Here is a 26,682-nt window from a genome sequence, read left to right as displayed (position 1 = left end):
AATCGCTAAATTTGACATCGGCCGATGCGTTTTGCGCGCAGCTGCCGCGACCGCTTCGTCCGTGAGATTGGCTTTTCAAGCCGCAGACCGCCCCCTAAACTCCCCGAACTGGGCGCCGCTGGACGCTGTCGAGCCGGCTCGTTTCATTTGTGAACTTTGTTGCCGAGACTTCCGTCATGGACGCCGCCGTCGCCGACATCTCCTTTGGGCATTTCGAGAACGCCGAGCAGATCGCCTTCTGGAACGGTGCGGGCGGCGGGCGCTGGGTCGCTCGCCGCGCCGAGATCGATGCGCTGCTGGCGCCGGTGCAGGAGGCGCTGCTGGAGCGCGCGGCAATTCAGGCGGACGAACGGGTGCTCGACATCGGCTGCGGTTGCGGGGCGACCTTGATCGCGGCGGCCGAGAAGGTCGGCCCCGGCGGCAGCGTGCTCGGCCTCGACGTGTCCGCAGCCATGCTGACCGCGGCCCACGAGCTCGCCCCTGCCGATGCGCCGGTGAGCTTCGTGCAAGGCGACGCCATGGTGCACCACTTCAAGGCCGCGAGCGCCGATCTCGTGATCTCGCGCCTCGGCGTCATGTACTTCGCCAATCCGGTGCGCGCCGTGCTCAACATCCGCAATGCGTTGCATTCGGAGGGGCGCGTCGCGTTCGCCTGCTGGGGCGAGCTGCGCGACAACCCGTGGGCGCTGGAGCCGCTGCAGGCGGCCTATGACCACGTGCCGAAGCTGCCGGGCTTGCCGCCGCACGCGCCGGACGATTTCGCGTTCGGTGCTCCCGAGTGGATGGAGAAGGTGACGACCGATGCCGGGCTGCGGCGCATCCGGCTGGAGCGTCACGACATCGCGCTCGACTTCGGCGCGGGCGCCGGCCTCGACAGCGCGGTGCAGACGGCGCTCGCGATCGGGCCCGCCGGCCGTGCCGTGGCCGGGCAGCCGTCCGAGGCGGTGGAGGCCGCGACCGCCGCCGTGAGGAAGGCGTTGGCGCGCTACGCCAAAGGCCCGGGCGTCATGGTGCCCGCTTCGTTCTGGACCGTGACGGCCGTCGATCCGTGAAAGTCGGTCTTGATCACTGAGCCCCGTGACAAAGCCGCAAGATCGGTCGAGCGCGTCATGTCCGCCTGCGCTTAGCTGAAGCCGCCACGGAGCACGGAACGATGAAGGCGGCGCTGCGAAACTACCATGCGCGGATGCAGCGGGTGCTGGATCATATCGACCGGCATCTGGAGGATGATCTCGATCTGGACGCGCTGAGCAGCATCGCGGCCTACTCGAAATATCATTTCCACCGGCAGTTCACGGCGACCTTCGGTCTGTCCGTGAATCGCTACATCCAGCTCGCCCGCATGAAGCGGGCGTCCTATCAGCTGGCCTACAGCGATGCCCAAAGCGTCACCGAGGTCGCGATGGAGGCCGGCTACGACGCGCCGGACGCCTTTGCCCGCGCCTTTCGGCAACGGTTCGGGCAATCGCCGTCATCGTTCCGGAAATCTCCCGACTGGGAGCCGTGGCTTGCGGCCTTCGGGCCTCTCGACGACGCAAGGAGCAAGCTGATGCGGACGACCTATACCCCTGACGACGTGACGATTCGCGAGGTGCCGACCACGCCGGTGGCGATCATGGAGCATCGCGGCGACCCGGCCACGCTCGGCGCCACGATCCAGCGCTTCATCGCCTGGCGCAAGGCCGCCGGCCTGCATCCCCGAACCAATCCAACCTTCACGGTCTGGCGCTCCGAGCGTCGCCCGGCCTCGCCTGCCGACTACAGCGTGGACCTTTGTGTCGGGACCGACCAGCCGGTCGAAACGCAGGACGCGACAATCAGGGCCGGCGTGATCCCCGGCGGACGCTGCGCGGTGCTGCGCGTCGTCGGCAACACCCACAATCTGGAGCCGGCCGCGCTGTTCCTCTATCGCGACTGGCTTCCGGCCAGCGGCGAGGAGGCGCGTGACTTCCCGATCTATTGCCAGCGGTTGAACTTCTTCCCGGAGGTTCCCGAGCACGAGATGGCTGCGGACCTGTTCCTGCCGCTGAAATAGCGCCTGACGGCCGGATCCATCCTAAAAACTTGCAGCCAGGAGCCTTCTCAACCTTCGAGCCCCGCAGAAGGCGGCTCTGAGGGGGAGAGGGGCCTACGTTGGAGCGGTTCCAGTTCCGTTCGGGAACCGCGATCGGCCATGTCCGTTAACGATCGAGCAGCTCAATTGAGGCCCCACACCCTGACATTGAACCTTTGCGCGCACGCGCGCACCAAACCTGTGTTCGGCTCGTTATGGAGCCGGTTCCAGGAAATTTCAAACTGACATCGGGGTTCACCCCGATGTGCTGTTCATTGTCGTTGAAGGAGGCGCGTATGGTCCTCAGGACTTTGAAAGTTTCGCTGTCCGTTTTCGCCGCTGCAACCTCGGTGGTATCGCTGTTTGCCGTCAGCTGGGTCGGTCTCGCACTGCTCGGCTACTGACAATTCACGCAACAAGGATCGAGGCGCATCTGTGCCTCGCGAGACGGAAAGCGCGCCCCGGATCGAGACTGATCCGGGCGCGCTCGTTCTTGCCGATGCGAGAGGCGTTATGCGAAGGCCTTCTCCATCGTCTCGATCAGCACGCGGAACGACTTGTCGTGGCGCGTGATCGGCGGGATCGCCCGGGTGATGCCGAGCAGCTGATAGACCGCCATCTGCGCCGCGCGCACCGAGTATTCCACCGTGAACACGACGTCGTCGGGGATCTCGACGAACTGGCTGACGAAGGCGAGGTTCTTCGAGTTCGCCGGCACCGGCAGCGGCCGGTCCGCCTTGTTGCGCGGCATGAACATGCTGGTGATGTAGGGCAGGCGGCAGGGCACGCAGGTCGCCTGGTCGAACACCGAGAGATCGAAGTTGAGGTGGCCGCAGAGCTCCTTGAGAATGTCGGCGCCGCCGCAATCGGCCATCGCCTTCGGCACAAAATTGCCGATGCGATCGGGATGCAGCGCATAGCCCCAGAACACCTGCACGTCGGCAGGCTGATCGACGAAATGCGGCTGGTGATACAGCACGACCGACATCAGCCAGTTGGATTCGGTGAAGGTGACGAGCCCGCCGGTGCCGGCGGCGTTGCCGCTGAACGCCTCCATCGCGTCGAAGAAGCGCGGATTGCGGCAGGTGACGGTGAACGATTCCCAGCAGGATTCCGGTATCGATGAGTTGAACGCCGCGGGATTGCCAAAATCGGGGCGGTCCTTCGCGATCTTCTCCCACAGCGTCCAGCCCTGGCTGTCCTGCTTGGTGAGCCGCGGCGGCGGTGCATCCTGGGTGCCCAGGCTGGTCGCGTCCGTCATCGAGCCGTTCTGCAGGAAGACGAGATCGTCGCTCGACAGCGCAATCGTCTCCGGCTGGCCGCTGCGATCCAGCATCAGGCGCTTGACGACGTGCTTGCCGGCTTCCGTCGCGATCTCCATGTCGGTGACGTCGACGCCGCCGGCGAAATTCACGCCATGGCCCTCCAGCCATTTGACGAGCGGCACGACGATCGCGTCGTACTGATTGAACACGGTGCGCTTGACGCCAGCCAGCGTCTCGATGCGCGGAAACTCGTTCATGAAGCGATGCAGATAGCGCTTGAACTCGACCGCGCTGTGCCAGGGCTGGAACGCGAACGTCGTCTGCCACATGAACCAGAAGTTCGTGGTGAAGAACGGCGGCGACAGCCAGTCGGTGATGCGGGAGTTGCCGAGCTTCTCCTCGGAGGCCTCGGTCAGCCGCACCAATTCGAGCCGGTCCTGCATGGTGAAGCCCATGGTGGAGACGTCGACCTTGTGCCGGTTGCGGTCGACGAGGCGTGCCTGCGAATGCGCGACTTGGACCTTGTTGAAGGCGATCGTCTCGTCGCGCACGGTGCGGTTGGGATCGCCGGCATCCGGGATGGTGGAGAGCAGGTCCCACGTGCACTCGTAGTGATCGGTCGTCAGCATGCGGCCGCCGCGCAGCGAATAGGAGCCGTCGGGCAGCCGCGCACCATCGAGGCTGCCGCCATAGGGCAGGTGCTTTTCGAAGATCGTGATGTCGCGGCCCTCGACGCCGCCGTCACGGATCAGGAATGCCGCGCCGGCCAATGCGCCGATGCCGCTGCCGATGAAATACGCCTTCATGATGGTTCACCCGGGATCGTGTGCTACGATCCGGGGCTTAGCCGCTGTGTTCCCTCATGGAACTGATCCAGGTCAAGCGCTGCGACGCGCGGTGATCACGATCTCGCGTGGTCCGTCAGGCGAATGATTTCACCACCGACTGCAGCAGCACCTTCAGCGATCTGTCGTAGGGCGTCACCGGCGGAATGGCCCGGTCGATCTTCAAGAGCTGATAGACCGCATGCATGGCCGCGCGCACCGAATATTCGATCGTGAAGACGGCGTCCTCAGGCAGCTCGACATATTGGCCGATGAAGGCGAGATTCTGCGAGGTGAGCGGCACCGGTAGCGGCCGGTCGCCATAGCTGCGCGGCATGAACATGCTCATGATGTAGGGCATCCAGCACGGCACGCAGGTCGCCTCGTCGAACACGGCGAGCGGGAAGCGCAGATGCCCGCACAGCTCCTTCAGGATTTCGGCGCCGCTGCACTCGGACATCGGCTTCCCCACGAAATTGCCGACGCGATCGGGATAGAGCCCATAGCCCCAGAAGATCCTGATGTTGTCGGGTTGGTCCGGAAAGTATGGCTGGGTGTAGAGCACGATCGACATCCGCCAGTTCGAATCCTTGAACGTGACGAGCCCGCCGGTGCCGGCGACATTGCCGGTGAAAGTCTGCATCGCATCGAAGAAGCGCGCATTGCGGCAGGTCACCGTGAACGACTCGAAGCTCGATTCCGGGACCGATGAATTGAACGCGACCGGATTGCCGAACTCGGGGCGGCCCTGTGCGAGCTTCTCCCACAGGGTCCAGCCGTGGCTGTCGTCCTTGGTGAGCTGTTGCGGCGGAGCCCCGTGGCTGCCGAGGCTGGTCGCATCCGTCATGGAGCCGGCCGTGTAGAACACCAGATCGTCGTCGGCGAGATCGATCGTGCGGCTCGCGCCGTCCTGCGTCAGAGCAAGCCTGACGGCGCGGTGCTTGCCGCTGATGGTGACGAGCTCGATATCGGTGACATCCGTGCCACCGACGAAGTTGACGCCGTGGCCTTCGAGCCAGCGGACCAGCGGCTTGACGATCGAGTCGTTCTGATTGTGCACCGTCCGCTTGACGCCGCCAAGCGTATCCATCATCGGGAATTCGTTCATGAAGCGGCGCAGATAGCGCCTGAACTCGACCGCGCTGTGCCAAGTCTGGAAGGCAAACGTCGTCTGCCACATGTACCAGAAATTGGTGGTGAAGAAAGGCGGCGACAGCCAGTCCGAGATCAAGGAATTGCCGAGCTTCTCCTCGGAGGCCTCGGTGAGCCTGGTCATCTCGATGCGGTCCTGCATCGAGAAGCCCATGGTGGAGACGTCGACCTTGTGCCGGTTGCCGTCGACCAGCCGCGCCTGCGCGTGGGTGACGTGGAGCTTGTTGAACGCCACGGTCTCCTGGAGGATGGTCTCCTGAGCGTTGGTTTCGCAGGGAATGGTCGACAGCAGGTCCCAAGTGCATTCGTATTGCTCGGTCGTCAGCATGCGCCCGCCGCGCATCGAGTAGGAGCCGTCCGGAAGACGCGTGCCGTCGAGGCTGCCGCCATAGGGCAGGCGCTTCTCGAAGACGGTGATGTCCGATCCGGAGATGCCGCCGTCGCGGATCATGAATGCTGCGCCTGAGAGCGAACCGATGCCGCCGCCGATGAAATAGGCCTTCATGAGACCGACCTGCAATCTAAGGGTTTGAAACACAATAACGAAAATGCGGGCAGGCGCGGCGTATCACAGGCCGATCAAAGCCCGCCGGGAGCCATGTTACCCCGGCGCGATGAATTAGTCGTCAACACGTTGAAGTCGTTTCGCGGGGCCGGCTCAATGCCCCGCCATGTGGCGGCCGATCTCGGTGAGATCGGCACCGCTCGCCCGGGTCTCGTAGACCAGCTGGCCGTGGAACATCACCACGAGGCGGTCCGACAGTTCGAGCAGCTCGTCGAGGTCCTCGCTGACCAGGAGCACGGCTGCGCCGCGGTTGCGGGCGGCCATGATCTCGGCATGGATCTGCGCCACCGCCGCGAAGTCGAGGCCGAAGCAGGGATTGGCGGCGATCAGCACCTCGACGTCGTGGCCGAGCTCGCGCGCCAGCACGGCGCGCTGCACGTTGCCGCCTGAGAGTGCCGAGATCGGCGTGTCCGGCGTGCGGGTCTTGATCTTGTAGCGGTTGATCTTGGCGGTCGCGTCCTTTCGGAAGGCGGACTTGTTCAGCCAACAGCCGCCGCGCGCGAACGGAACGCGGTCGAAATCGCGGAGCGCGATGTTGTCTGCGACGCTCATGCCGCCGACGCAGGCGTTCCTCAGTGGCTCCTCGGGGAGCAGCGACATCTTGTGCCGGCGCATCTCGTCGCGCGTGGCGGAATAGGCTGCGCCGGAAACTCTGACAGCGCCGCTCTCGGCCTCGCGCTGGCCGGCGAGCACCTCGACCAGCTGGCGCTGGCCGTTGCCGGAGACGCCGGCGATGCCGACGATCTCGCCGGCGCGTACGGTCAGCGACAGGTCATGCACTGCCAGGCCTCCGGCGTCGTCGCGGGCGACCAGCTTGTCGATCGCGAGCCTGATCGCACCGGCCGCGCCGGTGCGCGCCGGCTGTACGGTGAGCTGCTCGGCGCCGATCATCATCCGCGCCATGTCGTCGGGGGTGAGCTCGCCGACCTTGCCGCGGCCGGCGAGCTTGCCGCGCCGGAGGATCGTGACCTCGTCGGCGAACGCCATGACCTCGCGGAATTTGTGGGTGATCATCAAAATGGTCAGCTCGCCGGCCTCGACCATCTTGCGCAGCATGCCCAGGACTTCATCCGCCTCGCCCGGCGTCAGCACCGAGGTCGGCTCGTCCAGGATCAGGAAGCGCCGCTTCAGATAGAGCTGCTTGAGGATCTCGCATTTCTGCCGCTCGCCGGCGGAGATGTCCGACACTTTGGCGTCGAGCGGCACGCGGAACGGCATGCGCGCCAGGAAGGCCTCCAGCTCCTTCTTCTCCTTGGCCCAGTTGACCACTGCCGGTACGTCGTCACGCGCCAGCACCAGGTTCTCGGCCACCGTCATCGCCGGTACCAGCGTGAAGTGCTGGTAGACCATGCCGAGGCCGAGCGCATGCGCATCCCTGGGGTTGTCGATTGCGCGCTCGCGCTCGGCGATCAGCACGTCGCCCTCGGTCGGCCGATAGTAGCCCATGATGCATTTGACCAAGGTCGACTTGCCGGCGCCGTTCTCGCCGAGCAGCGCGTGGAACGAGCTGGGCCTGACCTTCAGCTCGACATTGTCGAGCGCGGTGAACGCGCCGAAGCGCATCGTCATCGCGATGGCCTCGACGCCGAACGCGCCCGCAGGCGTCGGATCGTCGCCGATCACGACAGCGCCTCGATCAGCGCGGAGGAGGTCGCGACCGCGCCGAACACGCCGCCCTGCATCTTGATCATCTTCAGCGCGTGATCGTGATTGCCCTTGTCGGTGGCGCCGCAGCAGTCCGACAGCAGCACGCATTCGAAGCCGCGGTCATTGGCTTCGCGCATCGTGGTGTGGACGCACACGTCGGTGGTGATGCCGGTCAGCACGATGTTCTGGATGCCCTTGAGGCGCAGGATCAGCTCGAGGTCGGTGGCGCAGAACGAGCCCTTGCCGGGCTTGTCGATGATGATCTCGCCGGGCAGGGGCGCGAGATCCGGGATGATCTCCCAGCCGGGCTCGCCGCGCATCAGGATGCGGCCGCACGGCCCGGGATCGCCGATCCCGGCGCCGATCTGCTGCGAGCGCCAGCGCTTGTTGGCGGGCAGGTCGGAGAGATCGGTGCGGTGGCCCTCCCGGGTGTGTATGATCAGGAAGCCCTGCGCGCGCATCACCGTCAGCAGCGTCTTGATCGGCTCGATGGGGGCGCGGGTCAAGGAGAGGTCATAGCCCATCTTGTCGACATAGCCGCCGACGCCGCAGAAATCGGTCTGCATGTCGATCACGATCAGTGCCGTGTTCTCTGGACGGAGATCGCCGTTGTAGGGCCAGGCATAGGGCTCGGAGCGGATGGTGCGCGTGGTCATGATGGACCTCCGAAATCAGCGGGTGATGGACAATTCAGCCGGCGCGCCGCTCAGGGTGCGTTTCGGCGAGCAGGTGATGATCATGATCAGCAGCGTCAGGATATACGGCGCGGCATTGAACAAGTGATAGCCGGAGGTGACGCCGACGGATTGCAGCGCCGGTCCGAGCGCGGCGGCGCCGCCGAACGCCAGCGAGGCCCACAGGCACAGCATCGGGTCCCAGCGTGCGAAGATCACCAGCGCCACCGCCGTGATGCCTTGTCCCGACGACAAGCCCTCGTTCCAACTGCCGGGATAGAACAGCGACAGGAACGAGCCGCCGATGCCGGCGAGGAAGCCGCCGGCCATGGTGGCGCGCAGTCGGATCATCAGCACCGAATGGCCCATCGCCCGCGCTGCGTCGGCGCTCTCGCCGGCAGTGCGGATCAGGAGGCCCCAGCGCGTGGTCTTGAATGCCCATAGCAGCAACGGCGCGAGTGCCACGCCAAGCAGGAACAGCACGTTGATGCGCAGCGCGGCGCGAACCTGCGCCACGTCGCTCCACCGGCCGAAATCGATCGCCGGCAGCCGCGCGGCGGTGGGCTCGATCAGCGGCTTGCCAAGGAAGAAGGCGAGGCCGGTGCCGAACAGCATCAGCGAGATTCCTACCGCGACGTCGTTAACGCGCGGCAGCGAGCAGATGCCGGCGTGGAGCGCGCCGAGCAGCGCGCCGGTGAGGCCAGCGGCGAGCACGCCTGCCCACGGCGATCCCGTGAGATAGGAGATGCCATAGGCGCTCATTGCGCCCATCACCAGGGTGCCCTCGAGGCCGAGATTGATGCGGCCCGAACGCTCGGTGATGCATTCCCCCAGGCTCACGAACAGGAACGGCGTGGAGACGCGGATGGCGCCGCCGAGCACCGCGAGCGGCACGGTCCAGAGCCCGATATTGCCGTCAGCCATGGATCAGGACTTTCCCTTGAGGAAACCGATGCGGCCATAGAGCGCGTCGCTCGCCAGCACCGAGATGAAGATGATGCCCTGCAGCACCAGCACCGAGGCGTCGGGCAGGCCGAGCCGGCGCTGCAGCAGTCCTCCCGACGCATTGATGCCGCCGAGCAGGATCGCGACCGGAATGATGGCGAGCGGATTCTGCCGCGCCAGGAACGCCACCAGGATGCCGGTGAAGCCGTAGCCGACCGCGAGGTTGGCATTGGTGCGGCCCTGCACGGCGGCGACCTCGACCATGCCGGCAAGGCCGGCGCAGGCGCCCGCGAGAAAGCAGACGGTGAGGATCAATTTGCCGACCGACAGACCGACGATCTTGGCGGCGCGGATGTTGCCGCCGGCGACGCGCGCGGCAAAGCCGAAGGTGGTGTGGTAGATCAGCACATAGGCCGCGATGGCGGCAATCAGGCCGAACACCAGGCCCCAATGCACGTCGGTGCCGGGAATGCTGCCGATCATGTTGGCGGCGCCGATCTCGCGCGTCGACGGCTTGTTGAGGCTGGCCGGATCGCGCATCGCGCCTTCGACGAGATGGTTGAGGATCGCGAGCGCGATATAGACCAGCAGCAGGCTCGAGATCGTCTCGTTGACACCGCGATACTGCCGCAAGGCCCCGGACAGCAGGATCCACAACCCGCCGCCGGCCATGCCGGCGATCACCATCGCGATCTGCACGACGAGCGGCGGCAGGCCCTGCAGCGCCAGCGCCGCCGAGGTCGCCGAGAGCGCGCCGATCAGCAGCGCGCCTTCGCCGCCGATGATGACCATGCCGAGCTGCGCGGGCAGGGCGGTGCACAGCGCGGTGAGGATCAGCGGCGCGGCGCGGCTCAGCGTGTTCTGCCAGGAGAACCAGGTGCCGAACGCGCCGTAATACATGTACCAATAGAGGTCGAGCGGGTTCTTGCCGAACAGCGCGACGAAGATGCCGAACACGATGAGCGCGGCGACCAGCGCCGCGCCCGGGATGAGAATGTATTCAATGCTCGCGCCATGGCGTTGCAGGAAACCTGCGTCGGCGGCCGGCGCGATGGCGGCCGCATCAACCGGATCGGCCGCCTCTGATGTCACGACGTGGCTCCGATCACGCCCTCGACCAGGTAGTCCATCTTCTCGAGCTCAGGATCCTTCTGGCCGCGCTCGGTGCCGGCGGTGATCACGGTGTTGCCCTTGTTGTCCTTGATCGGGCCCTTGAAGATGGTGTAGCCCTCACCGAGGAACTTGCTCTTGATGTCGTCGGCATGCTTGCGCGCCTGCTCGGACACCGCCTCGCCATACGCCGAGATCTTGACCACTTCTTCCTTGAGGCCGCCGCGATAGAAGTTCGGAATGCTCTCGCCAGCCTGGAGCATCTTGACGAACTTCGGATACAGCGCTTCCCAATTCCATTCTGCGCCCGTGAGATACGCTTTCGGTGCCAAAGGCGACTGGTTGACGTGATAGCCGGTGACGAAGGCGCCGCGGCGCGCGGCATTCTCCACCATCGTCTTGGGACCATCGACATGGCAGGTCAGCACGTCGACGCCCTGGTCGATCAGGCTGTTGGTGGCCTCGGCCTCCTTGACCGGCATCGACCAGTCGCCGGTGAAGATCACCTGCGTGGTGGCCTTGGGATTGGCGAGCTTGGCGCCGAGCGTGAAGGCGTTGATGTTGCGCAGGACCTGCGGGATCGGCTTGGCGGCGACGAAGCCGAGCTTGCCGCTCTTGCTCGTATAGCCGGCGACGATACCGGCAATGTATTGCGCCTCGTCGATATAACCGAAATAGGAGCCGGCGTTCTTCGGGTCCTTCTCGCTCCACAGGCCGCCGCAGTGTTCGAAGCGCAGCTTCGGATACTTCGCGGCCATCTTGATCATGTGCGGATTGTAGTAGCCGAACGAGGTCGGGAAGAGCAGCGTGGCGCCGTCGAGATTGATCATCGACTCGATCGTCTTCTCGACCGCGTCGGTCTCCGGCACCTTCTCCTCTTCGATCACCTTCAGCCCGGGCAGCTTCTTCAGCGCCGCCGCGCCTTGCGCATGCGCCTGGTTGTAGCCGTAGTCGTCGCGCGAGCCGACATAAATGAAGCCGATCGTCGTCTCCGCTGCGAAGGCCGGCCGCAGGCCCGCGGCTGCGCCGAGCGTCAGCGCCGCGCCACCCTGCAACAGATGCCGTCGTGAAATCCTGCCAAAGTCCATTGGTGAGCTCCCTCGGCGGGTCGGTCCGCCCGCGCTGTCATCTCGGCTTCACCGCCACGGCGGAGCCTTGAAGGGAGTGATCGCAAGCTTTGTGCCAGCGGCGCGCGGGAAGGCAGGCGCACCAAGCTGTTGAAATGGCAACATTTTGCAGATGATCGCAGCTTAGGCAGACGAATTTCCTGCCTGATATCAGCCCAAAATTTAGTCAATTGACTTTAATTGTATGCAACGAGTTCGACCGGATGGGACCTGTACCGCTGCCTGCGACGCGGCGGCGGCCTCCAGCTCAAAGCGGTGCAGAACGAACGTCGCGGCGAGGAGGAGCGGCGGCGCAATCGTCCTGCGCAGGCCGATCGCCGGTGGCGAGCCTTTTCATATCTGCTGCAGACGGTCTCGGGGTCTCAGATCCCGAGCAGCCAGACCGCGACGATGGTGCCGATCACTGCGAGCCCGCTGATCGTCCAGCCCGTCACATAGGCGCCGTCGTCAGATCCCGCGGGATCGACCATCGTGTCGCGCCAGCCTTCGTCCTGCCAGTGCCCCTGTTGGTACGCCATGCGAACCTCCTCGAGCCTGCCTCCCCGTGGAATAAGTCGGACGCCCCTCGAGAAGGTTCAACCCCAAGCTGAAATCTTCGTTGCATGCGCTGCAACGCAAATCCCCGACATCCCCTCTGGTCAGGCCGGCGAAACGTCCTAAGCTCGGAACGCGTTCCGCGAAGAGAACGAGCAAGTCGCCGGGACGGCATGGCCGTCCCGCAGCAGGGAAGGAAGACCATCCAATGAAGGATTTCGCCGGCAGGATCGCCGTGATCACCGGGGGCGGCACGGGCATGGGCCGCGAGCTCGCGCGCCAGCTCGTTGCCGAAGGCTGCAACGTCGCCATGTGCGACGTCTCGGCCGAGGCGATGGCCGAAACCAAGCGGCTGTGCGAGGCCGAGAAGCTGCCGCAGGGCCTGCGTGTCACCACCCATGTCGCCGACGTCTCGATCGAAGCGCAGCTGCAGCGCTTTCGCGATGAGCTCGCCGAGCAGCAGGCCACGGACAGGATCCACCTGCTGTTCAACAATGCCGGCATCGGCGGCGGCGGCAGCCTGTTCACCAACTCCCGGGAGCAGTGGGAGCGCACCTTCAACATCTGCTGGGGCGGCGTCTATCTCGGCGTCCGCACCTTCCTGCCGATGCTGCTGAAGGCAGACGAGGCCCATATCGTCAACACCTCGAGCGTCAACGGCTTCTGGGCCTCGGTCGGCATGGGCGTCTCGCACACCGCCTACAGCGCCGCAAAGTTCGCGGTGAAGGGATTTACCGAAGCGCTGATCAACGACCTCCGCCTCAACGCCCCGCACATCAAATGCTCGGTGGTGATGCCCGGCCACATCGGCACCTCGATCGTGTCGAACTCGCGCAAGGTGCAGAGCGGCACCGAGTCAGACGAGCTGAGCGAGACCGAGATCGGGCTTGCGCGCCAGCGCATGAAGGGCATGGGCATCGACGTCGCCGCCATGAGCGATGCCGACATCCAGGCTGCCGCCCGCGAGCGCGCCCGCAGCTTCCTCGAGGACGCCCCGACCACGGCGGCACAGGCGGCGAAGATCATCCTTGACGGCGTCAAGGCCGAGCAATGGCGCATCCTCGTCGGCGAGGACGCCAAGCTGCTGGACCTGCGCGTCCGCCAGTCGCCGGAGCAGGCCTACGAGCCCGAGTTCTTCCAGCGCTTCGCGCAGGAGGCGGGGTGGAAGCTGGGGTAGGGGATTGTTGTTAGTTAAAGATCGCTGCTCTCGCTACGCAGACGGTGAGCTCCCCTCCCCGCAAGGGGGAGGGGAGACGAGACCGCCGCGCCGTCCCCGCAGAACGCGGAGACTTAGCAAGGCGTAGCGCGTCAGCTAGCTCTATGCGGGCTCTGCTGCCCGCGCGGGGAAGGCTCCGACAAGGAGCTCGGCAGATTGTTGCTTACCGCGACGACGCCACCCGGTACGCCATCCGCGTGTGGCTCGGGCAATACGGCAGCCCCTCGATCGGCTTCGATCCGCAGAAGCAGAAATCATCCGCGCCGGGCGTCGAGATCGGCCAGCGGCAGCGTTCCTTGGAGAGCTCGAACAGCGAGCAGCCGTTCACGACGGTGCCGACCGGCTCCTCGACGATCACAGGCGGCGGGTCGTTCTGAACCGCGCGCAGGATGCGGCGGCGCAGCTTTGGCACGGGACGGCGTGCGCCATCGCGTGTCGTCTCGGCGCGCACCACGCGCCTGGTGTCGCCGCCATTGTCGCGCGTCAGCGCCAGGCGGGAGATCTTGCCGATCACGGCGTTGCGGCTGACGCCGAGCTCGGCGGCGATCTCTCGGCAGGTCAGCCCGGCCTCAAAGTGCTGCTTCAGGGCCTGGAGCCGTTCCTCGGTCCAGGTGGGGAGTGTCTGTCGTTCGGCGGGCATTGTTGTCGCTTCCAAGTTTGATCCGTCCTGGATCGTCCTGGCCGACGGCTGCACCGAAACTGTTGTCCGCGTTGCGTGTCCCTAGCTTACGCCCGTCCGTTGTCGCGAATCGACAGCAGCCCATCCTTGATGGCGAGCCGGATGCCTTCTTCAATCAACGTTCTGCAGACACCCGGAACGCTGGTGCCGTGGGTTCCCTGTTTCACGAGCTTTTCGAGATAGCCGATGGTTGCCAGGGCTAGGGTTACGGGGATGCGGTCAGTTTCGGCTTTTTCCGTCGCCATGCCTAAAAGCTAGTCCGTAACCGGTGTACAGAAAAGTAACTTTTTAGACTCTATTAGGAATCCAATAGGTTGTACAGCGGCTTGGGGATAACTGGTTAAGATATTGAATTTTATCGTAATATGACGAATCGGCGAGGTCGCGATGGTGACTCTCCGCCCGCTCGGCGAGTCCGGGGCCGGAATGGTACGGGAAAGCAAGGGCCGGGAAGATTCGCGTTAGCCGCGGTGCCCGATGGTCGCTTCAACCACCGCCGTGCCGCGGCGCCTGCTTCGGGATCCCCTTGGTGAATTTTAAGCAGAGCAGGCAGACGGGTCATCGCGGTCACGGCGAGAAAAGTTCGTCATTCCAGAAATAACGCTTTCGCTTTTCCGGAAATTGTGCTTTGGATGCCGCCATCCCGCCTCACTCGGAAGGGGCGTTGCGCGCGATCGTCACGACACGCGAGGCGGGGAGCGATGGCCGCGATGGAGCCGCAGCGTATCCTCTCGGGTGCGCGGACGAACGGCTCGGCGCGGACGTGAAGTCGCAGCGTGCTGACACCCCGACGCTGGTGTTATCCGCGCAACGCGCTCTGCGCGTTGTCGCGATCGCGACGAGGCTTCGCCTCGCGCGGAGGTGGCCAACAAGCCCGGCGCACCAGGCAGACTGCGTATAAGCGTGAAGACCATCGCGCAGGGAAGGCCGGGCGTTCTCGGCTGCACCTGTGGTACCTGCCGCCTGCATTTTTTCTCGCAGGCGGGCCGCAGGCGCCAGCCGGCGCCTGGCCTTCCCTGCGCCCTCCGACATTTCAGAGGGTGAGATCTGCAGCATGACCCGGGCAGGATCTGCCGCGGCAGCGCGACGTCACGCGTCGTTCGATGCGCTCCCTCGCGCGGCATCAATGGCGTCGTCCCCGCGAACGCGGGGACCCATAACCCCAGGGAGCAGTTGGCTTGCGCAAGTCCAACCACCTCGCGTCACGACTTGGTTCGGTGGTTATGGGTCCCTGCGTTCGCAGGGACGACAGCAGTGTGTTTGGCCCGACGCTCAGCCCTGTCTTCTCACCCGTGCACCACCGCCTTCGCGATCATGCAATGAATGCCCTTGGAGCCGTTGACGGTCTGGGTCACCCGCAGGTCGGCGGCGAGGCTGCACAGGGTATAGGCGTCCTCGCGCGACAGATTGCGCTTCTCGCCGAGCAAGACGATCATGTCGCGCAGCGCCTTCACCGCGCACTGGTCGAGGTCGGGGTCCATCGCCATGGTCATGTAGTGGGTGGCCGTCTCGGCGCGCGGATAGTCGAAGTTGAGATCCTTGCGCACGGTGAGACGGAAACGCCCCTGCAGCGCGGTCTCGATCGCGGTGACGCAGACCTCGCCGTCGCCCTGCACGCCGTGGCCGTCGCCGCAGGAGAACAGCGCGCCGGGCACGAACACCGGCAGATACAGCTTGGCGCCGGCACCGAGCTCCTTGTTGTCGAGATTGCCGCCCATCGCGCGCGGGATCAGCGAGGTGATGCGGCCCCAGGCCGGCGGCGGCGCCACGCCCATCACGCCGAAGAACGGCGCCAGCGGCAGCTCCAGGCCCCACGGCAGCTTGCCGACCATCCGGTCCTTGTCGAGCGGGATGTTCATCAGCCGGCTCTCGTGGAAATCGTCGGGCAGGGTGCCCGCCAGCGGCCGGATGAAATTGTAGCCCCAGTCCTGCCGCAGCTGGACGTCGAGGATGTCGACCTCGAGCACGTCGCCGACCTCCGCGCCCTTGACCGCGATCGGGCCGGTCAGGATGTGGCCGGGCACCATGCGCTCGCTGCGGGCGTGGACGTCGAACAATTCCGGCGGCACATGGAATTTGCTGGTGTCGGGCACCACGTCGGGCCCGCCGCTGATCGAATCGATCGTGACCTCGTCACCGCTGTCGATCGTGAGCACCGGCTTCAGCCGGGATTCGAAGAAGCCCCAGTGGCAGGTCTCGGGGCTCGCGTGCAGATGGTGATGGGCCATGGTCCTCTCATTCGTACCGGTTCGGGACCGAGCATAGCGCATCCGCCGGCCGCCGCAGAGAGATGGCGACGCATGGCCGCTGTCGTGTATGAGGGCGGCCGTGGCACCTCACTCCGCGCCGGAGCTCGCAATGTTCTTTGTGCTGTCGAAGACGCTCGGCCTGCTGGCACTGCCGACCAATTTCATGATCGCGCTGGGCCTCGCAGGCGCCATCCTGATGCTGACCCGCTTTGCCGTGCTGGGGCGCAGGCTCGTGGTGTCTGCCATGCTGCTGCTGGCGATCGTCGGCCTGACGCCGCTCGGCAGCCTGATGCTCTATCCGCTGGAGAGCCGGTTTCCGAAATGGGACCCGGCGAACGGTGCGCCCGACGGCATCATCGTGCTCGGTGGTCCCGTCGATTCCGATCTCTCGGTGATGTACGGCATGCCGGTGACGGTGGCGGGCGCCGATCGGGTGATCCAGGCCGCCGCGCTGGCGCGGCGCTATCCGAACGCGCGCATCCTGTTCACCGGCGGCAGCGCCAATCTGATCGCGACCGAGGCCAAGGAGGCCGACGTCGGCGCCGAGATCCTGCTCAGCCTCGGCGTGCCGAAGGAGCGGCTGTTGCTGGAGCGGCAGTCGCGCAACACCTACGAGAATGCGATCTTCTCCAAGGCGATGATCTCCCCGAAGCCGGGCGAGCGCTGGCTGCTGGTGACCTCGGCCTATCACATGCCGCGCTCGGTCGGGCTGTTCCGCAAGGCCGGCTTTCCGGTCGAGCCCTATCCGGTGGACTGGCGCGTCGGCCGCGTGCTCGACTTCGACGGCATCTCGCTGCTCGGCCTGCGCCGCGCCGACATTGCGGTGCGCGAATGGGTCGGGCTCGTGGCCTACCGCCTGCGCGGCCGCATCGACGATCTGTTTCCGGGACCGGCCTAGGCAATCGTCTTGCTGAAGCTCGCCGCTTTCGCGGCCAGCTCGCCGCGCACGCGCGCGACGACCGGCTCGTAGCGGCAGCTCGAATCCTGCCGGAACAGCCGCGCGCTCGGATACCACGGGCTGTCGTCGCGATCCCTGAGCCAGCGCCAGTCGGCGAGGTGGGGCAGCATGATCCAGGTCGGCCGTCCGAGCGTCGCGGCGAGATGCGCGACGCTGGTGCAAACGGTGACCACGACGTCGAGACAGGAAATCAGCGCCGCGGTCTCGACGAAGTCGGTCAACTCGACGGTAAGGTCGCGGATGCCGCTCTGCTGCGCCAGCACCGCCTTGTCGGCTGGCCGCAGCTCTTTTTGCAGGCTGATGAAATCCGCCCCGAGATCGAGCAGCGGCAGCAGGGTCGCAAGCGGCATCGAGCGGTTGCGATCGTTGCCCTGATGCGGATTGCCGGACCAGACGAGGCCGACCCGCAGCCGGTCATGCGCTCCGAGCCGCCGCTCCCAGGCCGCGATGCGCTCGGCCGGCAGTGGCGGGAGATAGCTTGGCGGTGGAATGGTATCGAGCGTGGTGCCGAAGGCCAGCGGCAGGCTCATCACCGGGCAGTGCATGTCGAAGACCGGCCGCTGCAGGTCCGGCGCGTAGGCGAGGCATTGCGTCACACCGTCGATGCCGGCCATCAGCGGCCGCAGCGCCTCGCGCACCACCAAGATCACCTTGGCGCCGCGCGCGGCGACCATCGGCACGTAGCGGGCGAACTGGATGGTGTCGCCGAAACCCTCGTCCTCCTCGATCAGGATGGTCTTGCCGGCGATGTCCTCGTGGCCCAGCCATTTGGACTCGGCAAAGCGCGGATAGTCGATCGAGAAATCCGGCATGGCCCAGCGCGCCTCGCGCCGGGCCCAGCCGGAGACGAAGTCGCCGCACTGCAGCTCGATATGCGCGAGCTGCCACGCCGCCTTGGGATGATCGGGGACGAGCGCGAGAATCTGCCGGTAGACGGCAGCAGCATCCTCGAAACGCAGGAGCTGCATCAGCGCAAAACCCTTGTTGAGCAGCACCTCGACGAAGTCCGGCCGCAACGCCAGGGCCTGATCGAACCACGGCAGCGCCTCCGCGCTGCGGCCGAGACAGACAAAGGCATCACCGAGATTGTTGCAGACCATCGCCTCGGTCGGCGCCAGCGCATGCGCGCGTTCACAATCGGCCAGATACGCGTCGTAGTGTTTGAGCTCGCGGAGGCACCGGGCGCGCATCTGCAGCGACTGCAGGTCATTCGGCTGCTGCGTCAGGCAGATGGTGAACGCCTGGGCGGCTTCCTCATAACGCTGCTGCTGATGCAGCAGCAGGCCGCTCTGGAACGCGGCCTCGCGGTGCGAAGGATCGGTCGTCAGCGCGTGCTGATAGCTCAGCAGCGCCTCGGCGCCACGGTCGAGCGCCAGCAGCACGCCGCCCATATGCTTCCACAACTCGGCCTCGTCGGGCTTGAGCTGGATCGCCTTGTCGAAGACGGCGAGGGCGTCGTCGAGCCGGCCCATCTGCTTCAGGGTGAAGCCGAGGCTGGTGAGATAGTCGATCTTCGGCGTCTGTCGGATCGCGCGCGAGAACCACGCAACGGCATGGTCGTGCTGGCCGGTCTGCAGCGCGATGATGCCCATCAGCGCAAGGCTGTCGGCGTGGGCCGGGTCGGCCGCCAGCGCCTGCTCGCAGCACATCTGGGCATCGAGCAGACGCCCTCCGCCGAGGTGATGCAGTCCCGCCTCGTAGAGCGCGGCGGGCGACAGCACGAGCGTTCCGCCGGGGCCGGCCGTTGCGCTCTTGGCGCCTTCCTTCCGGTCGCTGCGGGTCATCGACTGATCCTGTCCGAGGATCGAAAATTCATAAGTGATTCCCGTAATATCGAGAAGGATCATGGTATGGCGGGCGAGCCCGGAGGGCGGAAATACTGGCATCACGCGGTGCGAGGGTCTAACAAGCGCCCCGAAGTCGAACCACGCATTGGACCGGCAGGCGGTGCGGTAGGGAGGGAGCGCCACATGCAACAGCCGAACGGGACGGACAGGCTGGATCTGGCGGCCATGGTGGCCGATCTCAACGGCCTGCTGCGGCTGAAGACGACCGTGATCGGCATCAAGATGTTCGCCCGCGTCGAGGACATGGAAGAGGTGGAGAAGATCCGCCGGCCCAACGCGGTGCACACCACCGACCAGATCGTCAGCATGGCCTCGCGGCTCGGCTGGACAGTCGGCATCACCGGAGATGATCTGGTCGGCGCGCAGTGCCGCGCGGTGATCGGGCTCGGCCCGCAGGACGACACCTGGCTCGAGGGCGCGAACTATGTCGGCGTCTGGCACGGCACGGCGGAGGACGCGCGCAAGCGACAGGAGGCGCTGGATGTCGTGCCGTTCGGCCGCTACCAGGCCATGGCCGTCAGCCCGCTGTCGAGCGGCCGGCTGGATCCGCCGGACATCTGCCTAGTCTATGCGACGCCGGGACAGATGATCATCCTGATCAACGGCCTGCAATATGTCGGCTACAAGAAGTTCGAATGGGGCGTCGTCGGCGAGACCGCCTGCGCCGACTCCTGGGGACGCGCGCTGAAAACCGGCGAGCCGAGCCTGTCGCTGCCATGCTTCGCCGAGCGCCGCTATGGCGGCGTGCCGGACGAAGAGATGCTGATGGCGCTGAAGCCATCCGATCTCGCCAAGGCGATCGCCGGCATGAAACAGCTTGCCAGGAACGGCCTGCGCTACCCGATCGCCCCCTACGGCATCCAGAACGACGTCCGCGCCGGAATGAATGTGTCTTATGGAAAAAAGTAGACCCGCAAACTCCGTCATTGCGAGCGCAGCGAAGCAATCCAGGGCTGAGGACGGGACTCTGGATTGCTTCGTCGCTGCGTTCCTCGCAATGACGGGGCACTAAAATCGCAGCTGATCGCTAGGGAACAAGAATGACGTCATCCAAGTTCGATATCATCGTCTATGGCGCGACCGGTTTCACCGGGCAGCTCGTCGCTGAATATTTGGCCACGCAATATCGCGGCGACAGCTCGCTGCGCTGGGCGATGGCTGGTCGCAGCCTCGACAAGCTCGCGTCCGTGCGCGATGCGATCGGCGCGCCCGCCGATACGCCGCTGATCGCGGCCGATGCCGCCGATCCTGCATCCCTAAAGGCCATGGTGGCGCAGACGAAGCTGGTGCTGACCACCGTCGGTCCCTATCAGCTCTATGGCAACGAGCTCGTCGCGGCCTGCGCCGAGACCGGCACCGACTACGTCGATTTGTGCGGCGAGCCGGTGTGGATGCGGCAGATGATCGACAAGCATCAGGCCACCGCCGAGAAGAGCGGCGCGCGCATCGTGTTCTCCTGCGGCTTCGATTCCGTGCCGTTCGAGCTCGGCGTCTATTTCGTGCAGCAGCAGGCCAAGAAGGTGCTCGGCGCCGCAGCGTCGCGTGTGAAGGGCCGCGTCCGCGGCATGAGCGGCACGCTCTCGGGCGGCACCGCGGCGAGCGCCAAGGCGACCTTCGATGCGGTCGCCAAGGATCTGAGCCTGGTCGTGATCCTCAAGGACTCGTTCGCCCTGACGCCCGGCTTCAAGGGTCCGAAGCAGCCGTCGGGCAACAAGCCCGTCTATGAGGAAGATCTGCAGTCCTGGACGGCGCCGTTCATGATGGCGCTGATCAACACCCGCAATGTCCACCGCTCCAACATGCTAATGGGTTTTCCCTACGGGCAGGACTTCGTCTATGACGAGATGGTGCTGACCGGCCCGGGCGAGAAGGGCGAGGCCAACGCCAAGAAGGTGATGGCGGCGAATGCCGAGAAAACCGGCCCCAACGCGCCGAAGCCGGGCGAGGGTCCCTCGAAGGAGGAGCGCGAGAACGGCTACTACAATCTTCTCTTCGTCGCGATAGCCCCCGACGGCCGCCAGGTCCGCGCATCCGTGAAGGGCAACCGCGATCCCGGCTACGGTTCGACCTCGAAGATGATCAGTGAATGCGCCGTCGGCCTGTTGCGCGACGGCGCCGGCGTGAAGGGCGGGTTCTGGACCCCGGGCGCGGCGCTCCGCGACAGCCTGATCCAGCGGCTGGTGGACCACGCCGGCCTGATGTTCACGGTGGAGGGCTAAGAGCGGTGGAATCCATCCGCCGCGGCCCAGAGAGCAACCATGACGTCGGCTAAATTCGACATCGTCGTTTATGGTGCAACCGGTTTCACCGGCCAACTCGTGGCCGAGTATCTCGCCGCGCGCGGTAGCGGCGAAGCCAAGCTGACCTGGGCCATGGCTGGGCGCAGCCGCGACAAGCTCGCCAAGGTGCGCGATGCGGTCGGAGCGCCGCCTGATCTGCCGCTGATCGTGGCCGATTCCAGCGACCCCGGCTCCATTCGCACGATGGTCGATCAGGCTAGACTGGTGTTGACTACGGTCGGACCCTATCAGCTCTACGGGGCCGATGTGCTCGCCGCCTGCGTCGCTGCGGGGACCGATTATGTCGATCTCTGTGGCGAGCCGCTGTGGATGCGCCAGATGATCGAGAAGCATCGAGATGAGGCGGAGCACAGCGGTGCAAGAATCCTGTTCTCGTGTGGCTTCGACTCGGTGCCGTTCGAGCTCGGCGTGCTGTTCGTGCAGCAGCAGGCAAAACAGGTGCTAGGTGCGCCACAGCCGCGCGTGAAGGGGCGCATTCGCGGCATGAGCGGCTCGCTGTCGGGCGGCACTTCGGCGAGCGCCAAGGCAACAGCGGCGGCATTGACCGCCGATTTGAGCCTTGTGGCGATCATGAAGGACCCGTTCGCGCTGACGCCGGGATTCACCGGCCCGAAGCAGCCACCGGCCAACCGACCGATCTATGAGGAGGATCTCCAGTCTTGGGCCGCGCCGTTTGCAATGGCGCTGGTCAACACACGCAACGTCCATCGTGCCAACGTGCTGATGGGTTTTCCGTACGGGCAGGACTTTGTCTACGACGAAATGGTGCTGACGGGCGATGGAGAGGAAGGCCAAGCCAACGCCAAGTTGGTCATGGCGGCAAATGCCGAGAAGACCGGCCCGAATGCGCCCAAGGTCGGGGAGGGGCCCTCGAAGGAGATGCGGGACAACGGATACTTCGACCTGTTGTACGTCGCAGTGTCTCCCGACGGACGGCGCGTTTGCGCGTCGGTGAAAGGGAAGGGCGATCCCGGCTACGGTCTGACGGCGAGGATGATCAGCGAATGCGCCATCGGCCTGCAGCGCGATGGTGCCGTTGTGAAGGGCGGTTTCTGGACGCCCGGCGCCGCGCTCGGCGACAGCTTGATCAAGCGGCTGGTCGACCACGCCTGCCTGACGTTCACGGTGGAGGATTAGTAGGCTGCGATGTGCGGGCCGATCCCTGCGGATCGGTTCGCCTCGGCCTGATGGGCGCGCGTGGCGGCGATCATGCCCCACATCGTGCCGAGCATCAGGAAGAAGTGTCGCCAGTGGTCGGTGTCGATGATGAAGCTTTCGCCGACGGTGCCGAGGAACGCCGAGAACACCGCGATGTAGGTGCGCTGCCAGGGCACGCGCACGAACAGATAGCGGAAGCCGAGAATGACAGTGGTGAACACCAGCGCGGGATAGCAGATGCCGGACAGCCAGCCGCCCGACATGAAGGCGTTCAGATAGGAGTTGTGGGTGTCCTCGGGGAAGTAGTTGTGGAACTGCAGCGGCCCGATCCCGAACGGCAGGTCGAGCGCCATGTCGGCGCCGAGAATGTGGCGTCCGAAGCGTCCGAAGCGGCCCTCGTCATAGCTCTGGTCGAAGCTTGCCCGCTGCTTGAACATGTCGGCGATGGAATCGATCGAGAGCAGAACGCCGATCAGGACGATGCCGGCCACGACGGCCGCCAACGTCATGAAGATGATGCGGGAGCGCTCGCCCCGCGTCTGGCTGGTGAGCACCATCATTGCCAGCATGAAGGCGGCGGTGAGGACGAGGCCGCCCCAGGCCGCGCGCGAGAAGGCGAGCAGGATGGCGAGCGCCATCACGCCGAGCGCAAAGCTGGCGCGCAATGTCGCGGCGAAGCGGGCGGTCACGACGTTCTGCAGCGCGAGCAGCGCCGGCAGGATCAAGAACGCGCCGAGCACGTTGGGGTCCTTGAACGTGCCGCGCGCGCGGCCATACAAGGTGAGGAGATCGTAGCCTCCGGGCACCAGATGGAAGTAGCCGGCGACACCCGCGAGGGCCGCGATCGCGCCGCCCATCACGAGGCCGCGCCGGAGCATGTCGAGCCGCGCTTCGGTGTCGTCCGACGTGAGCATGGCAATGAAGATCGCCGTGAACGCCATGTACCAGGAGGTGGCGATCCAGGTCGCGATCTTGGAATCGTCGAGCAGCGGTATCGCGCTGATCGTGTAGCCGAGATTGACCAGGACCAGCAACAGGAGGAGCGGCAGGAAGACGAGGCGCAGCCTCATGCCGGTCGCGAAGAACACCGCGGCGGAGGCGAGCGTGACAAGCTCATAGGGGCTCGGTTCGATGAACACGATGGCGCCGGAGACCCCGACCAGCCAGACCAGCGCGCGCTGCAGGGCGACGACGCCCGGAGGGGCCATCGGCCTGGATGCGAACTCTTCGGCTGCTGCCGTCACGGCCATCGCGAACTCACACTCATACGCAACGCACGGCGGGATCGGCCAGACACGCGCGCGAAGCGGACGTGGGCCCGCTCCGGATCCCCGCAATCAATAGGCGTTCTCGCTCTTGGTCATCAGCGCCAGCGGCGTCTTGAGCAGGATGTAGAGGTCGAACAGCACGGACCAGTTCTCGATGTAGTAGAGGTCGAACTCGACTCGCTTCTGGATCTTCTCCTGGTTGTCGATCTCGCCGCGCCAGCCGTTGATCTGGGCCCATCCAGTGATCCCCGGCTTGACGCGGTGGCGGGCGAAGTAGCCGTCGACGGCCTCGTCGAACATCCGGTTCTGCAATTTGCCCTGCACGGCGTGCGGCCGCGGACCGACCAGCGAGAGGTTGCCCTTGAACACCACGTTGAACAATTGCGGCAGCTCATCGAGGCTGGTCTTGCGGATGAAGCGGCCGACGCGGGTCACGCGTGGATCGTTCTTGGTGACGACCTTGGACGCCGTGGGATCAGCCTGATGGTGATAGAGCGACCGGAACTTGAAGACGTCGATGCGCTCGTTGTTGAAGCCGAACCGCTTCTGCCGGAACAGCACCGGTCCCGGGCTGTCGAGCTTGATCGCAAGCGCAACCAGCGCCATCACCGGCAGTGCGAGCAGCAGGATGAGGCCGCCGACCAGTCGATCGAACAGCATCTTCATCACCAGGTCCCAGTCGGTGATGGGAGCCTCGAACACGTCGAGCGTCGGGACCGCGCCCAGATAGGAGTAGGAACGCGGGCGGAAACGCAGCTTGTTGGTATGGGCCGAAAGGCGGATGTCGACCGGCAGCACCCACAGCTTCTTCAGCATGTCCAGGATGCGGGTCTCCGCCGAGATCGGCAGCGCGAACAGCACCAGGTCGACGCGGGTGCGGCGGGCAAACTCGACGATATCATCGACCTTGCCGAGCTTCGGCGCACCGGCGCAGGCCTCGAGCGATCGCGAGTCGTTGCGGTCGTCGAACACGCCGAGGATCTCGATCTCGGAGTCGTCCTGCGCCTTCAGCGCACGCACCAGGTCCTCGCCGCTCTGGTCGGCTCCGACGATGATGGTCCGTCGATCGAGACGTCCTTGCCTAGCCCAGCTGCGGATCAGGTTGCGCAGCACGACGCGGCTCGCGATCAGCGCGCCGAGCCCCACGAAGAAGAACGCGGCGAGCCAGAGACGGGAGACTTCGCTGCCGATCTTGGCGAAGAAGGACAGTCCTATGAACAGCAGGAACACGAAGCAGTAGGACGAGACCATCCGGGTCATCTGCCGCACCTGGGCGCGGAAGACCTGGATCTGGTAGATGTCGGCGGCCTGGAAGCACACCACCGTGCTCACGGCGAGGCCGACGATGGCAACGAGATACTCCCAATGGAAGCCGCTGAGCGGCACCACGTAGCCGAAATAGACGGCGCTGCCGACGACGCTCAGCAGTACGAAATCGGTGATGCGGACGATGCCGGCGAGGACGATCGGAGAGTAGGCGCGGTGAACCTTCTGATTGGCGACCGCCAGGGCCGCCGGCGACAGGCGGCGACGCCGTTCAACGGCCGGCTTGCCTGCCGCGGCCGTCGATGCGGCCGTGGCCGCAGCAGCATCCAACATCGAGCGAGCGTTGATCGGTTCCACAGTCGTACAAGCCCGGATTATGTTTGTTAGTATTTGTGGTCATGTAAGCGCTGATAGCGCCGGGGGAAATTCCCCACCGGCGGGATTAAGGGCCAAATCGGAAGAAACGGTTAGCGATGGTAAATGACGTCAGGTCTTGGTAAACGCCTCGCGGTAGCTGTCGAGCACGCCCTCGACCATCGCCTTCTGCGAGAAATGCTGGAAGATCCGCTCGCGCAGCGCCTTGGCGCGCAGCTGCGCGGTAGCCGGATCGTCCAGTGCGGCTGCAATGGCGTCGGCCAGCGCGGTCGCGTTGCCTGGCATGAACATCGCGTCGTCGTGCGCCCCGAAGATCTCGGGGATGCCGCCGACCCTCGCCGCGATCATCGGAACCCCAGCGGCTCCCGCCTCGATCACGACATAGGGCATGGAATCGCCGCGCGACGGAACGACGAGCAGTCGTCCTTTGGAAAATCCGTCGCGGGCCTTCACATGGCCGATGAAACGCACCGCGGCCGCAAGACCGAGGCGTTCGACCTGGGCTTTGAGCTTCGACATCTCCTCGCCGTCGCCGCCCAAGGTCAGCGTCAGCGGCCGGCCACGGGAGCGCAACTGCGCGACAGCGTCGATCAGCAGATCCGTGCCCTTGATGTGCCTGAACTCGCCGACATAAGCCAGGTCGGTCTGGTCCTGAGCCGGCGTGACCGGGTCGAATTCGCCTGCAGTGACGCCGTTGAAGACGCAATTCACCAATCCGTTGGGATGGCCGATCATGCGCTCATAGGTATCGCGGGCGAAGGCGCTCTCGAACAGGAAGAGATCCGTCCGGTTCATCAGCGCACGTTCAAGCCGGCCATACAGCGCGCCTTTGAGCGTGTCGAGCGGGTAGTGCAGCGAGCCGCCGTGAGGCGTGTAGATGCGGATCGTTCCTGGCCGATGCGGCAGCAGGCGTACGAACGCGCCGGCTTTGGCGCCGTGGCCGTGCAGCACGTCGGGGGCGAGCGCGCGGGAGAGGCGATGGAATCGGCTGAGTGCCAGAATGTCGCTCGGCCAAGGCTCCCGATGAATGGGAACGCGGTGCACGCCGAGTGTCAGGCGAGGCGCGATCTGGGCCAGCGCGGCATCGGCGCGTTCGCCGCCGGTCAGGCTGTCCGCAATGATGCCCACGTCATGCCCGCGATCGACCTGGCCGTTGGCAAGGTCGAGGATGTGCCGAAAGATGCCGCCGACGGGAGCTCTGACCGCGTGAAGGATTTTGAGAGGTTTGTTCTGCGACGGTGCCATGTCGAACTCGCCCGCGCCATCGGCCTGCGCGTGGTTTAGCCAGGCGTCGCTGCGCGAGCTGATCTGACGACTGGCGGATAGAGGAAGCACGGGCGCCTCTCGTCGCTGAATATTGATAGCTCCAACCTCGATAGAGGCTTGATGGTTAACAAAGTCTCACTTGTCGTCACTGCCGGGCAGGTTCGCTCCAGCATTGTGACGATCTGGCGCAAGCCTACGTGTTGC

At 65.3% G+C, this 26,682-nt stretch carries 23 protein-coding genes; 8 read left to right on the top strand and 15 right to left on the bottom strand.

All coding sequences use genetic code 11. From position 1 onward, the window contains the following. Nucleotides 1-176: 176 nt before the first annotated feature. Together QW861_RS11360 and QW861_RS11355 are read left to right on the top strand one after the other, a co-directional pair. Nucleotides 177-1,052 (top strand): class I SAM-dependent methyltransferase, encoded by an 876-nt coding sequence (locus tag QW861_RS11360; RefSeq protein ID WP_316175211.1) that lies wholly within the window; start codon nt 177-179, stop codon nt 1,050-1,052. Nucleotides 1,053-1,153: 101 nt separating this feature from the next. Then, a complete protein-coding gene (locus QW861_RS11355) occupies nt 1,154-2,035 on the top strand; it encodes an AraC family transcriptional regulator (protein WP_315711467.1) in 882 nt (293 codons plus the stop codon). Nucleotides 2,036-2,564: 529 nt separating this feature from the next. On the opposite strand, the gene QW861_RS11350 is transcribed toward QW861_RS11355, so the two are convergent. From QW861_RS11350 to QW861_RS11315, 8 genes are all read right to left on the bottom strand, one after another. Continuing rightward, entirely contained in the window at nt 2,565-4,124 is a 1,560-nt protein-coding gene (locus QW861_RS11350) for an oleate hydratase (protein WP_316193070.1), read from the bottom strand. 115 nt (nt 4,125-4,239) lie between these two features. Then, nucleotides 4,240-5,799: an oleate hydratase gene (locus QW861_RS11345; protein ID WP_316193069.1), complete on the bottom strand. Its 1,560-nt coding sequence runs from the start codon at nt 5,797-5,799 to the stop codon at nt 4,240-4,242. Between the two features lie 153 nt (nt 5,800-5,952). Further along, nucleotides 5,953-7,428 (bottom strand): ABC transporter ATP-binding protein, encoded by a 1,476-nt coding sequence (locus QW861_RS11340; RefSeq protein WP_315753017.1) that lies wholly within the window; start codon nt 7,426-7,428, stop codon nt 5,953-5,955. A gap of 50 nt (nt 7,429-7,478) precedes the next feature. Then, nucleotides 7,479-8,162, bottom strand: coding sequence for an isochorismatase family cysteine hydrolase (locus QW861_RS11335; RefSeq protein ID WP_315752907.1), 684 nt, complete (start codon nt 8,160-8,162; stop codon nt 7,479-7,481). 15 nt (nt 8,163-8,177) lie between these two features. After that, the gene (locus QW861_RS11330; RefSeq protein WP_315752906.1) at nt 8,178-9,104 is read right to left on the bottom strand and encodes an ABC transporter permease; all 927 of its coding nucleotides are present in this window, start codon (nt 9,102-9,104) and stop codon (nt 8,178-8,180) included. Nucleotides 9,105-9,107: 3 nt separating this feature from the next. Next, on the bottom strand, nt 9,108-10,217 hold the full coding sequence (locus QW861_RS11325) for an ABC transporter permease (RefSeq protein ID WP_315752905.1): 1,110 nt from the start codon (nt 10,215-10,217) through the stop codon (nt 9,108-9,110). Beyond that, the gene (locus QW861_RS11320) at nt 10,214-11,323 is read right to left on the bottom strand and encodes a BMP family ABC transporter substrate-binding protein (protein ID WP_315827194.1); all 1,110 of its coding nucleotides are present in this window, start codon (nt 11,321-11,323) and stop codon (nt 10,214-10,216) included. The genes QW861_RS11325 and QW861_RS11320 overlap by 4 nt, the downstream gene beginning before the upstream one ends. A gap of 401 nt (nt 11,324-11,724) precedes the next feature. Beyond that, entirely contained in the window at nt 11,725-11,880 is a 156-nt protein-coding gene (locus tag QW861_RS11315; RefSeq protein WP_315711478.1) for a hypothetical protein, read from the bottom strand. Between the two features lie 224 nt (nt 11,881-12,104). On the opposite strand from QW861_RS11315, the gene QW861_RS11310 reads away from it, so the two are divergent. Next, complete coding sequence (locus tag QW861_RS11310) at nt 12,105-13,073, top strand: SDR family NAD(P)-dependent oxidoreductase (protein WP_315711480.1); 969 nt, start codon at nt 12,105-12,107, stop codon at nt 13,071-13,073. 202 nt (nt 13,074-13,275) lie between these two features. Here the strand turns inward: QW861_RS11310 and QW861_RS11305 are convergent, their stop codons facing one another. The 3 genes from QW861_RS11305 to QW861_RS11295 form a co-directional block, all read right to left on the bottom strand. Further along, complete coding sequence (locus QW861_RS11305) at nt 13,276-13,752, bottom strand: GcrA family cell cycle regulator (protein ID WP_315711481.1); 477 nt, start codon at nt 13,750-13,752, stop codon at nt 13,276-13,278. 86 nt (nt 13,753-13,838) lie between these two features. Beyond that, entirely contained in the window at nt 13,839-14,036 is a 198-nt protein-coding gene (locus QW861_RS11300) for a hypothetical protein (RefSeq protein ID WP_006614936.1), read from the bottom strand. A 1,041-nt stretch (nt 14,037-15,077) separates the two neighbouring features. Beyond that, a complete protein-coding gene (locus tag QW861_RS11295) occupies nt 15,078-16,019 on the bottom strand; it encodes an acetamidase/formamidase family protein (protein ID WP_315711483.1) in 942 nt (313 codons plus the stop codon). Between the two features lie 130 nt (nt 16,020-16,149). On the opposite strand from QW861_RS11295, the gene QW861_RS11290 reads away from it, so the two are divergent. Further along, the gene (locus QW861_RS11290; RefSeq protein ID WP_315755032.1) at nt 16,150-16,938 is read left to right on the top strand and encodes a YdcF family protein; all 789 of its coding nucleotides are present in this window, start codon (nt 16,150-16,152) and stop codon (nt 16,936-16,938) included. Here QW861_RS11290 and QW861_RS11285 read toward each other — a convergent pair. Next, nucleotides 16,935-18,782, bottom strand: coding sequence for a tetratricopeptide repeat protein (locus QW861_RS11285; protein WP_316193068.1), 1,848 nt, complete (start codon nt 18,780-18,782; stop codon nt 16,935-16,937). The genes QW861_RS11290 and QW861_RS11285 overlap by 4 nt on opposite strands. A 186-nt stretch (nt 18,783-18,968) precedes the next feature. Between QW861_RS11285 and QW861_RS11280 the strand changes: the two genes are divergently transcribed. The 3 genes from QW861_RS11280 (at nt 18,969) to QW861_RS11270 (ending at nt 22,282) form a co-directional block, all read left to right on the top strand. After that, nucleotides 18,969-19,754, top strand: a complete 786-nt coding sequence (locus QW861_RS11280) for a DUF169 domain-containing protein (protein WP_315755029.1) — start codon at nt 18,969-18,971, stop codon at nt 19,752-19,754. 131 nt (nt 19,755-19,885) lie between these two features. Further along, complete coding sequence (locus QW861_RS11275) at nt 19,886-21,064, top strand: saccharopine dehydrogenase family protein (RefSeq protein ID WP_315755027.1); 1,179 nt, start codon at nt 19,886-19,888, stop codon at nt 21,062-21,064. Between the two features lie 39 nt (nt 21,065-21,103). After that, complete coding sequence (locus QW861_RS11270) at nt 21,104-22,282, top strand: saccharopine dehydrogenase family protein (RefSeq protein WP_315755025.1); 1,179 nt, start codon at nt 21,104-21,106, stop codon at nt 22,280-22,282. Here QW861_RS11270 and QW861_RS11265 read toward each other — a convergent pair. The 3 genes from QW861_RS11265 to QW861_RS11255 form a co-directional block, all read right to left on the bottom strand. Then, a complete protein-coding gene (locus QW861_RS11265; RefSeq protein WP_315755022.1) occupies nt 22,279-23,553 on the bottom strand; it encodes an O-antigen ligase family protein in 1,275 nt (424 codons plus the stop codon). The two genes, QW861_RS11270 and QW861_RS11265, sit on opposite strands and share 4 nt — an antisense overlap. Nucleotides 23,554-23,640: 87 nt before the next feature. After that, nucleotides 23,641-25,170, bottom strand: a complete 1,530-nt coding sequence (locus tag QW861_RS11260; RefSeq protein WP_315755021.1) for an undecaprenyl-phosphate glucose phosphotransferase — start codon at nt 25,168-25,170, stop codon at nt 23,641-23,643. Nucleotides 25,171-25,323: 153 nt separating this feature from the next. Next, complete coding sequence (locus QW861_RS11255) at nt 25,324-26,394, bottom strand: glycosyltransferase family 4 protein (RefSeq protein WP_315712597.1); 1,071 nt, start codon at nt 26,392-26,394, stop codon at nt 25,324-25,326. Between QW861_RS11255 and QW861_RS11250 the strand changes: the two genes are divergently transcribed. After that, on the top strand, nt 26,344-26,496 hold the full coding sequence (locus QW861_RS11250; RefSeq protein ID WP_315755033.1) for a hypothetical protein: 153 nt from the start codon (nt 26,344-26,346) through the stop codon (nt 26,494-26,496). The genes QW861_RS11255 and QW861_RS11250 overlap by 51 nt on opposite strands. Nucleotides 26,497-26,682: the final 186 nt, after the last annotated feature.

The organism is Bradyrhizobium sp. SZCCHNRI1029 (genome assembly GCF_032487555.1).
Lineage (GTDB): Bacteria > Pseudomonadota > Alphaproteobacteria > Rhizobiales > Xanthobacteraceae > Bradyrhizobium.
This window is presented reverse-complemented; position numbering and strand designations above follow the sequence as displayed.